This window comes from Mycolicibacterium aubagnense (assembly GCF_010730955.1).
Lineage (GTDB): Bacteria > Actinomycetota > Actinomycetes > Mycobacteriales > Mycobacteriaceae > Mycobacterium > Mycobacterium aubagnense.
In genome coordinates this window covers 3,734,214-3,745,031 of sequence record NZ_AP022577.1, presented here as the reverse complement: position 1 = coordinate 3,745,031, position 10,818 = coordinate 3,734,214, and the positions used below count along the sequence as shown (strand labels likewise).

Here is a 10,818-nt window from a genome sequence, read left to right as displayed (position 1 = left end):
TGTACCTAAATCAGAGCGAGCTGCCCAGTGTTGAACGCGTCGAGATCGTCCCCTCAGTTGCGCAATACGACGGCGCCGATGAGGTACCGGTGGGCGCGATGAGCCTATGGCTTCGGCCTCACGACGATGTCGGGCTTCATGGAACAGAGACCTTTTCACAGCAACGAGGAGTGGAGTGTTGAATGTATTCACAGCTTGAGGTAGAGCCAGTCGTCTCGACCCACAAGACCAACGCGAGATGGCTTTCAGCGGAGAGACTCTCGTTGATCGTGCCAGGGTTCCTGGCTGGGTGTCTGGGCGTACTCATTCTCGCGCAGCCTTTCGCAATGAGAGGTGTTCACGGGTCGGCGGCGAGCGGTCTGGGTTACGACGATGGCATATTGCTGGGGTCGGCTATCAGGCTGATCCACGGCGACCTGCCGTACAGCAGCTTCCTGTTCCTGCATCCGCCGGGCATGTCTGTCCTGATGTCGCCCGTCGCGGCGGTCAGTGTTCTCGCAGGTTCATCGACTGCGCTGGTGTTGGCCCGCATTATGACCATACTGGTTGCCATTGCGAACGCAGTGCTGGTGGCTTCAGTGGTGCGTCGGCGCGGCCCGGTCGCATCATTGGCAGCGGGCGTGCTATTCGTATTATTTCCGTTGGCAATCAACGCAACTCACACACTGCTACTCGCGCCATACACAGTGCTGTTCTGCTTGATCGGTGCCGCCTTGCTCTTCCAATCCGGAGACATCGCAAGTCCGCGCCGAGTCATTCTGGCAGGCCTGGCCTTCGGATTTGCTTGCACCGTCGAGTTGGCGGCCATACCCGTAGCGCTGGCTGCCCTGGTCGTAGTCGTCATTATGCGGCGAAAGTCCGCACTGAGGTTGGCAGCGACCATGGTCGGTACGTTCGTGGTGGTCTGCCTGCCGTTCTTCGCCGCCGCCCCCGACCGATTCTTCGACGACGTCGTCGTCGCTCCGTTCCAACATGAGTGGGCAGGTAATGCATCGGTAGTGTTCAAGGTGCGGCAACTGGTTGGTGCAGAAGGTATTTCATGGATAGACGTCCCCAACAGCGTTGTGATCGCCGGCGCGCTGTTGCTGATCGCGGGTTTCGCCTACTGGGTGTTCAGGTCCCGTACTGATTTCGTCGTCAACGACTGGTTCGTGGTGGCAGCCTTGCTGGCCACCGTCGCAGTGGCAATGGTTGGCGGCCAGCTGTATTCGCAGCAGGCGTATTTGCCGGCCGCGTTCATGAGCATGGCGGCGGGCTCATTGGTTGCAACGCTTGCGAAGCGTTTCATCTCCACTCAGCGGGCAGCACTGGCGTGCCTCGTATTGGCCGGTGCGCTGTCCGCAGGAATGATGGTGCAGGCCGGCGCTCACGCCCGCGCACTACTCGCAGGGTCGTTCAACCCGGCGGACGTCATACAGGCAGCTGTCCCCGACGGGTCATGTCTGGTAACCGACCTCACCACGTCCGCTGTGGTCGCGGACCGGTTCACCTCGAACAGCAGCGCGTGCCCGACGATGGTCGATCCGTACGGGGAGTGGATTGCGCGGACTGATCAACACGGGCTGTACACCGGCACGTACCCGACGGACTTCGTGACCGCATTCGCCGACAAGCTCAACCGCGCGGACTATGTCGCCCTCGTTGCGCCGCTCAGCAGTTACATCCCGTGGACTCCCGAACTGAGTCAATGGTTCCTGTCGAGTTTCGATACCGTCCAACAGACTTCGACGGTGACGGTCTACAAGCACATCAAACACGTTGCGCCGCCGACCAAATTCACGACGTTCGTTGGGATGTCCACCGGCGCAATCATCGCGCAGGGCATCGAGGCGGAGGGTAACGGGGACCTTGACGCCGCGTTCGGGTCTTACCTGACGGCCGCCTACCGCGATCCCGACAACAAGTTCGTCCACTTCAACATGGGCCACCTCTATCAAGAGAAGAACATGATTGCGGAGGCGGAACGCGAATACGGCATTGCGTTGGCCATCGACCCCACCTTCGTAAAACCGCTGTACAACCTCGCTGTCATGAACACTGATTCCAACCCCGCGCGGGCGATCGCGCTGTACCAACGAGTTCTCGAGCTGAATCCCGATTCGCCTGCCGCGAAGTTCAACCTCGGCGTCTTGATGGTGCGGTCAGGTGACGCCAACGGTGTCGATCTGATCCGCGATGTCGTTGCCGCAGACCCCGCTTTCGCCAAGAGTGTCCCACCGGACATCAAGTTGGGCTGAACGGCTACCGGCGCGGTGCGAGGAGATCCCATGACGCAGACGATCTGTCTCAACATGATCGTGAAAGACGAGCGACATGTCATCGGTCGTTGTCTGGAATCAGTGAAAGGACTGATCGACTACTGGGTGATCGTCGATACCGGATCCAGTGACGGAACACCCGAGCTCATCAAAGAACTGCTGGCCGATATCCCGGGTGAATTGCACCACCGTCCATGGCAAGACTTCGGCACCAACCGCTCCGAGGCGCTCGAACTAGCCCGTGGCAAAGCGGATTTCATGCTGATCATCGACGCCGACGAGCAGCTCGTCGTGCCGGATGGATTCCAGTGGCCCGTCCTCGATCTGGATTACTACGACGTGCTGCACGCCAATGGAGTCGCCGAGAACCTGTTCTGGCGGAGAAGCCTGCTACGCGACAGTTGCGATTGGCGCTATGTCGGTGTGCTCCACGAGTTCCCGGCGTGCGACATCGAACGCTCCGGCGGTCGGCTTGACGGTCCGTGCATTGTCGGCTACTTCGACGGCGGACGAAGCCAAGTCAGTCCGCACGAGAAGTACAGCAACGATGCTCGAATACTGGAGCGCGCGCTCCAGGAAGAGCCTGACAATGACCGCTACGTCTTCTACCTTGCCCAGAGCCATCGCGACGCCGGTCACCTGGAACAGGCGTTGGCAGCGTACGAGCAACGGATCACCATGGGCGGGTGGGACGAAGAAGTCTGGTATTCCATGTACCAATGCGCCTGTATCGCTGAACGTCTGGAGTTGGACGAGTCCGTGGTGATCCATCTCTACATGCGGGCCTACGACTTTCGGCCGGCACGCGCCGAAGCGCTGGGCAACTTGGCGCGTTATCTTCGCGAGCACAACCACATGGCCTCGGCAAGGCTGTTCGCGGCAGCAGGTTTGGAGATCGAGAAGCCCACGGACACACTGTTTCTCGATATCGAGTACTACACCTGGCGGTGCCTTGATGAGCTGTCGGTCGCCGACTACTGGCTGGGCAATTACGCGAACAGCGCGGAAATCTGCCGGGAACTGCTTGAGTGGTCGGAGGTACCGGAGGGCCACAAACCACGCATCAAGGCGAACCTCGATTTTGCTCTGCAGAAGCTGTCGTCCGACGCGCCCTATTCTGCGAAGCACGCGCTATCGGACGCCCACCAGGCCGGCCAAAGATTGCGGAGTAGCCACCCCTTCTGAGCCCGGCGCGCTGAATAGCCACTCAAGCCCAGCGCGTCGACTCAACCTCAGCCGGCAGCGGCGCATGCAAAGGCACGTCAAGGCCGTCGTAGATGCCCGGCTTCTGGGTGGCGAGCCACTCGATGGCCCCGAGGAGCCGGTTGGCCGCGGTGGTGTTGCCGCCGTCGGCCCTGGTCCCGCCCGGCACGTCGGCGCGGACCACGATGGTCAGCTGCGGGTCACCATCGATGATCACCCGGTGGTCGCCCACGCCCTCGTCGGGCTGCGGCCAATCCGGCGCGCACGACGGATCGATGCGGGTGATGTGTTCGATGATCACGCGCTGCACGCCCTGCGACCAACCGATGACCTCCAGCCGGAAGGCGCCCTGGGTGCCCGCCGCGAAGCGGCCCATGACGTTCTCGACGTCCTCGGCCAGCGGCAGGCGCTCGCAGGTCTCGGTGATGTCATCGATCTCGATGCCGAGCCCGCGGCCGATCAGCCGCACATTGCCACCCCACACCATCGTCGGGACGGTCGGAATCAGCATCAACGGCGTCTCGTCCATCGAGCCGCCGAAACCGCAGCGCACCCGCACCGCTTCGGGCTGGTTGTAGGTCGAGTAGTCGAAGATCTCCTGGCATCTGATTGTCTTGATCCGGGTGCACAACCCGGCCGCCGTCACAGCGAGCGCGTCGTTGCCCCACCCGGGATCGACTCCCGACACCAGCAACGAGGCATTACCGGCGGCTGCGGCGTCGGAAAGACGCTCGACCCACTCGGCCGGCGCCGACGCCGGGTCGTATAGGGAGTACAGCGACGGCGTCACGACGTGCTTGCCGGCCCGCAGACAGCGCTCGATCTCAGCGATGGCCTCCTCGGGACGGATGTCTCCGGAAGACATATAGGCCACGGCGTCGCAGTCCGCGAGGGCCGCGTCGATATCAGTGGTGGCGACCTTTCCGGTCAGGGTGTCCAGCTTGGCGAACGTCGCCGCGTCGCGACCCGCCTTGCCCTCGCTCGAGGTGATGACTGCCGACAACTCGAGGCCGGGGAAAGCCACCGCTGATCGGATCGCCGTGGCCCCCATATTTCCTGTTCCCCACACCACAATTCGCCGCATTTGTGCACCGTACTTCACCCCCGAGTGACCATCCTCACACCCTGCCGAAATCGCTGGTCAGCGAGTTTTTGACGGGCCCGATGGGGCTCCGATCAACTACTGGGTTGGTGCTTGCGTACAAATTGCCCACAAGTGCTTTGCGATGAAGTTACCCGGCGGTATAGTTAGCCGCAGTTACTGGTGGGTAACTTAGCCCTGAGTACCCAACCGACAGTTCCATCTCATCGAGGAGAAATCGTGGGCCACTACAAGAGCAACGTCCGTGACCAGGTGTTCAACCTGTTCGAGGTCTTCGGCGTAGACAAGGCGATGGGCGAAGGCAAGTTCGCCGACCTGGACGCCGACACCGCCGGAGAAATGCTCAACGAGATCGCGCGCCTCGCCGAGGGCCCGATCGCCGATTCGTTCGCCGACGGCGACCGCAACCCGCCGGTCTTCGACCCCGCGACCCACACCGTCACGCTGCCCGCGCCGTTCAAGAAGTCGATGCGCGCTCTCCTCGACGGCGGCTGGGACAAGGTCGGTCTGAAGGAAGAGCTCGGCGGCATGCCGATGCCCCGCGCGCTGCAGTGGGCGCTCATCGAGCACGTCCTCGGCGCCAACCCGGCCGCCTACATGTACGCCATGGGCTCGGGCATGTGCGAAATCTTCTACAACAACGGCACCGACGAGCAGAAGAAGTGGGCCGTCCTCGCTGCCGAGCGCGGCTGGGGCGCCACCATGGTGCTGACCGAGCCCGACGCCGGCTCTGACGTGGGCGCCGGCCGCACCAAGGCCGTCCAGCAGGCCGACGGCACTTGGCACATCGACGGTGTGAAGCGATTCATCACCTCGGCCGACTCGGACGACCTGTTCGAAAACATCATGCACCTGGTGCTGGCCCGCCCCGAGGGCGCCGGACCGGGCACCAAGGGTCTGTCGCTGTTCTTCGTGCCGAAGTTCCACTTCGACCCTGAGACCGGTGAGCCCGGCGAGCGCAACGGTGCCTTTGTCACCAACGTCGAGCACAAGATGGGCCTGAAGGTTTCGGCCACCTGTGAGCTGACGCTCGGCCAGCACGGCACCCCCGCCGTCGGTTGGCTCGTCGGCGAGGTGCACAACGGCATTGCGCAGATGTTCGACGTCATCGAGCAGGCCCGCATGATGGTCGGCACCAAGGCCATCGCGACCCTGTCGACTGGCTACCTGAACGCTCTGGAGTACGCCAAGACCCGCATCCAGGGTGCCGACCTCACCCAGATGATGGACAAGACGGCTCCGCGCGTCACGATCATGCACCACCCGGACGTGCGCCGGGCACTGCTGACCCAGAAGGCCTACGCCGAGGGCCTGCGCGCCGTGTACCTGTACACCGCGTCGTTCCAGGATGCCGAGGTCGCCAAGGCCGTCCACGGTGTGGACGCCGAGCTGGCCTTCAAGGTCAACGACCTGATGCTCCCGATCGTCAAGGGTGTCGGCTCCGAGCGGGCCTACGAGAAGCTGACCGAGTCGCTGCAGACCTTCGGTGGTTCCGGCTTCCTGCAGGACTACCCGGTTGAGCAGTACATTCGCGACGCCAAGATCGACTCGCTGTACGAAGGCACCACCGCCATCCAGGCGCAGGACTTCTTCTTCCGCAAGATCATCCGCGACAAGGGCCAGGCCCTGGCGTTCGTGGCCGGCGAGATCGAGCAGCTGATCAAGAACCAGGACGGCAACGGCCGTCTGAAGGCCGAGCGCGAGCTGCTGGCCACCGCTCTGGGCGACGTCCAGGGCATGGCCGCCACCCTGACCGGCTACCTGATGGCCGCTCAGGAAGACCCGAAGTCGATCTACAAGGTGGGCCTGGGCTCGGTCCGGTTCCTGCTGAGCGTCGGTGACCTGGTCATCGGCTGGCTGCTGCTGAAGCAGGCCGCTGTTGCCATCAAGGCTCTGGACGACGGCGCCGCCGGTGACGACCGTGCCTTCTACGAGGGCAAGATCGCGTCCGCATCGTTCTTCGCCAAGAACATGCTGCCGCTGCTCACCAGCACCCGCACCGTTCTCGAGTCCATCGACAACGAGACCATGGAGCTGGACGAAGCGTCCTTCTGATCCATCTCAAAGAAGCAGCCCTCGGCATTCGCCGGGGGCTGCTTCTTTTTGCGCTGACTGTGCGCCGGCTCCGCGCGTTGACTGTGCGCGAACGCAGAACTTCTGCGGGTAACCGTCTACTCTCACGCACAGTGAACTCCTGGCCACCCAGCCACCTATTTCACTGTGCGCCACAGCAGACTTCTTGCGAGTAGCGAGCAACGCAAACGCACGATCAATGCATGCGGTCGAGCGGTGGACCAGGCAGTGGCGCCGTGCGCGGAGCAAGTCCAAGCCCTGGCCGCCACAAGCGGCCCCATTCCCGCTCGACCCGCACGATGACCGACGGCTTGCGATGCCCTGCAGCAACCCTGACGTGCGTCCACCCGATGTGCGCGATGTAGTCGCCGCGCATGATGTCATAGCCGAGCGAATCCGCATGTTGCATGCCCTCGTACTCAACAGCCAGCATGAGTTCCTCCCAACCCATGTCGATGAAGTAGATCGGGTTCGCGTCGGGTCCGAGTACCGGTATCTGCGTCTGAGGCTTGGGGAACCCCGCGCCGATCAACGTCAATCGCAACCGGGTTTCCTGCGGCGAATGGCCGCCTGGGTCGAATAGGTCGAGCGCCCGCTCAAGTTGGCGCAGTCCACGGGCGTGGCGATGACGGTCCGCCAACCTCAGAACGTCCTCGCCCTTGAACCCGGTGGCGCGAGCGAGGGCGTCGAGGCGAGCGACCGCAGACCCGATCAGCCCGCGACGGCCCAGGTCGAATGCTGTGCGCTCCACGCTGGTGACGGACATGCCGTCGACAAGCGTGACCTCGTCGTCGTGCACCGTGTCCCGGCGGGTGATCACGCCCGTAGGTGCACGAATCTTGGTGCTAATCAGCTCGATAGGGACGTCGTGAGCCACCCATCGCGCGCCGTGCAGGGCCGAAGCCGCGGCGCCTGCAATCACCCCGTCGCGGCCCGACCACAACCATGCCGCGGTAATGCGCTGCTGGAGCGACAGCGCTGCCCGCTTGTCCACGTAGATCTTTGGCATGAGCAGCCGATGGTGGCGACCGAGCTCGTAGCGGTTCAGCACCCCCGACGCCAGAGCTTCGCTGCCGATGAATGGTTCGGTCATGGTGACACCGTCTCCGCTGTCAGGGACATCCGCGGCGTTGTCAGCCACCCCGAAGGCGACGCCTGGGGATCGATCTGGAACTGTGGATAGCACCTACCCACGCGAATGGCCGTCTGCATACGCGCACTCTCAATCAGCGCGCGTACATCCCGCCCGGGCACCCCATCCGCCCGTTGACTGTGCGGCGTAGCAGAACTTGTGCGAGTAGCCGTCCGTCAACCCGCACACTCAACCGGCAAGCATCAGAACTTGTGCAATTAACCCCTCTGCCAAGCCAGAGTCACACTCCAACTAGTCCGGCAGGCGTTGGCTGATCTCGAACGCCAGGCACAGCTCGGCGACGTCGCGGGGACGTGAGAGCGAGCGACCGGTGTGCTCCTCGATGCGATGCAGGCGGTGCCGAATGGTGTTGGGGTGGCAGAAGATTGCGGCGGCCGCCTCGTTGGCGGAACCGCCCGCATCGAGCCAGGCCTGAAAGGTCTGACTCAGGATGGACCGCTCCTCGGAAGGCAGCCCGCGCAGCCCGCCGAGCACCGACTCCTCGATGCGGTTCATCACCTCCGGCGCGCTGACGGCGGCGAACGCCAGCGGCGCGTCATCGAAGGCGCAGACGAAGCCGTCGCGACTGGGCTTGCCGGCGACCGCCAGTCGGGCCAGACGCAGACCCTCGCCGGTCTCCGCCAGGCTCGCGAACGCGGGGCTGAGGCCGACCCGCGCTGTCGCGATCTTGCGGAGCACCTCGACCAGCACGCCGTACGTCGCGTCCTGCCGCAGGTGCACGACACCGACCTGCAGGTCGGGCAGCAGCCGCCAGGCCGACCTGATGTCGCGCGCCGCGAGCTTGCTCGCGATCTCTGGCAGCCCCACCTTGCCGATGGCCGGAATCTCGGCGGCGGCGACGACATACGGCCCCGTCGTCGGGAGACCAAGGAGATCGGCTGCCTCCCAAAGACTTTGGTTGTCGGTGATACGGCCGAACAACACCGCTTCCACCAGTGCCGAACGCTCTTCTTCCCGGTCCACGATCTGGCTGGTGAGCTGTTCGCGGTAGGCACCCGTCATCGCCTGGGTGAACTCATCCTGGCTGAGGAAGATGCGCGCGCTGGCCTCCAGGATGGACTCGGTCGGGATGCCGGCCTCCCGTGCCGCGGCGACGCTGCTCTCCCACATGAAGCGGAAACCGATGCGATAGGCCGTCATCACCGCCGCCAGCGGAATGCCCTCGACGGCCCGTTGCCGGCCGGTCGCCTCGGCCGGCGACAGGTCCGCCTCGCCGTCACCGCAGAGCGTATGGAACACGAAAGTCATGTTGGCGATACAACTTTCGCGCACATTGTCCCGGGCTGACGGTGTCGCGCGGTAGCCGTCGATCCGGCTGTAGATGCGGTCGGCCAGTTGTTCGCCGAGCGTCTCCACGCGCGCGAGCATGATCCGGCCGAGTTCCCGCATGTGCTCGTCGACCCCGGCCCGCATCAGCCCACCTTAGGTGAGCGCGCGGGCCGATTGTGGGCGATCACATTTGGCGATGGGCACTGTTGTTCCCGCCACCATCGCCTCCGGGGCCGCACGGAATCACGCTTAGATGCATGACCAACCTGAGCCACAACCTCGTCGCCAGCCGGACCCGTCGCCCCGACCATGTGGCCCTGCGCTGCGACGACCAGACCTACACGTACGCCCAGTTCGACGATGCCGCCGCGCGCGTCGCGACGCTGCTGCAGCAGGCCGGCATCGAGCCGGGCGACCGCGTCGGCGTCATGCTGCCGAACGGGCCGGCCTTCGCTGCCGCGTTCTACGGGATCATGTACGCCGGCGCCGTCGCGGTGCCGATGAACCCGCTGCTCAAAGCGCCGGAGATCGAGTTCTACCTCTCCAATACGACGGCCAGGGCGTTGTTCGCGACGCCGGCCTTCGCCGACGAAGCGGAGGCCGGCACCGAGGCTGCACGCGCAGGCTGCTGGGTGGTGGACGACGCCGGGCTGGCGGCGCTGATCGCGGACCTGCCCGCGCAACCCGCGCCGGTCGAGCGGGCCGACGACGACACCGCCGTCGTCCTGCACACGTCGGGTACGACGGGCAAGCCGAAGGGCGCCGAGCTGACCCACGGTGGCTTGGGCCGCAACGCCGACGTCTGCGTACGGACCCTGCTGAACATCGGGCCCGACGACGTGGTGATGGGCTGCTTGCCGCTGTTCCATGTGTTCGGCCTGACGTGCGGCCTGAACTCGGCCGTGCTGGCCGGCGCGACGCTGAGCCTGCTGCCGCGGTTCGATCCGGCGAAGGCCCTGGAGTTGGTCGAGCGGGACGGCGTCACGATCTTCGAGGGCGTGCCGACGATGTACTCGGCGCTGCTGGCGGCGGCCGGCTCGGCTTCGACGGAGACGCTACGGGTGGCGGTCTCGGGCGGCGCGGCCATTCCGGTCCAGGTGCTGCAGGACTTCGAGACGACCTTCGACTGCCCGGTGCTGGAGGGCTACGGCCTGTCCGAGACCTCGCCGGTGGCGGCGTTCAACCACCCGGACCGCCCGCGCAAGCCCGGCTCGATCGGCACGCCGGTCGAAGGGGTCCAGATGCGGGTGGTCGACAACGACGGCGTAGAGGTCGCACAAGGCGAGCCGGGCGAAATTGAGATCCGCGGCCACAACGTCATGAAGGGCTACTGGAACCTGCCGGATGCCACGGCGGGAGCGATCAACGCGGATGGCTGGTTCGCCACCGGCGACATCGCCCGGACCGACGAAGACGGCTACTACTACATCGTCGACCGCAAGAAGGCGCTCATCATCCGCGGCGGTTTCAACGTCTACCCCCGCGAGATCGAAGAAGTGCTCTACACCCACCCAGCGGTCGCCGAGGCGGCTGTGGTGGGCATCCCGCACGACTCGCTCGGCGAGGAGGTCGGCGCCGCCATCAGCCTCAAGCCCGGCATCGAGGTCGCCGCCGATGAACTCCGTGAGTTCGTCAAGAGCCAGGTGGCCGCCTACAAGTACCCGCGACGCATCTGGTTCCTCGACGACCTGCCCAAGGGTCCGACCGGAAAGCTGCTCCGCCGCGAAATCACCGTTCCCACAACCGAAAGCGACAAGTGA

7 protein-coding genes are annotated in these 10,818 nt (G+C 64.5%); 4 read left to right on the top strand and 3 right to left on the bottom strand.

From position 1 onward, the window contains the following. The first annotated feature begins 326 nt into the window (after nt 1-326). Nucleotides 327-2,237: a glycosyltransferase family 87 protein gene (locus G6N59_RS18105; RefSeq protein WP_138228198.1), complete on the top strand. Its 1,911-nt coding sequence runs from the start codon at nt 327-329 to the stop codon at nt 2,235-2,237. 30 nt (nt 2,238-2,267) lie between these two features. Then, nucleotides 2,268-3,443 (top strand): glycosyltransferase, encoded by a 1,176-nt coding sequence (locus tag G6N59_RS18100; RefSeq protein WP_197907889.1) that lies wholly within the window; start codon nt 2,268-2,270, stop codon nt 3,441-3,443. A 22-nt stretch (nt 3,444-3,465) separates the two neighbouring features. Here G6N59_RS18100 and G6N59_RS18095 read toward each other — a convergent pair whose 3' ends face one another. After that, nucleotides 3,466-4,545: an NAD(P)H-dependent amine dehydrogenase family protein gene (locus G6N59_RS18095; protein WP_138228197.1), complete on the bottom strand. Its 1,080-nt coding sequence runs from the start codon at nt 4,543-4,545 to the stop codon at nt 3,466-3,468. Between the two features lie 237 nt (nt 4,546-4,782). On the opposite strand from G6N59_RS18095, the gene G6N59_RS18090 reads away from it, so the two are divergent. Further along, nucleotides 4,783-6,618 carry an acyl-CoA dehydrogenase gene (locus tag G6N59_RS18090; RefSeq protein WP_138228196.1) on the top strand — a complete coding sequence of 612 codons (1,836 nt, stop codon included), beginning with the start codon at nt 4,783-4,785 and terminating at the stop codon, nt 6,616-6,618. A gap of 214 nt (nt 6,619-6,832) precedes the next feature. Here the strand turns inward: G6N59_RS18090 and G6N59_RS18085 are convergent, their stop codons facing one another. Further along, nucleotides 6,833-7,729 carry a hypothetical protein gene (locus G6N59_RS18085; RefSeq protein WP_170212333.1) on the bottom strand — a complete coding sequence of 299 codons (897 nt, stop codon included), beginning with the start codon at nt 7,727-7,729 and terminating at the stop codon, nt 6,833-6,835. A 291-nt stretch (nt 7,730-8,020) separates the two neighbouring features. Next, nucleotides 8,021-9,202, bottom strand: coding sequence for a PucR family transcriptional regulator (locus tag G6N59_RS18080; protein ID WP_138228194.1), 1,182 nt, complete (start codon nt 9,200-9,202; stop codon nt 8,021-8,023). A gap of 113 nt (nt 9,203-9,315) precedes the next feature. On the opposite strand from G6N59_RS18080, the gene G6N59_RS18075 reads away from it, so the two are divergent. Then, the gene (locus G6N59_RS18075) at nt 9,316-10,818 is read left to right on the top strand and encodes a long-chain-fatty-acid--CoA ligase (protein ID WP_138228193.1); all 1,503 of its coding nucleotides are present in this window, start codon (nt 9,316-9,318) and stop codon (nt 10,816-10,818) included.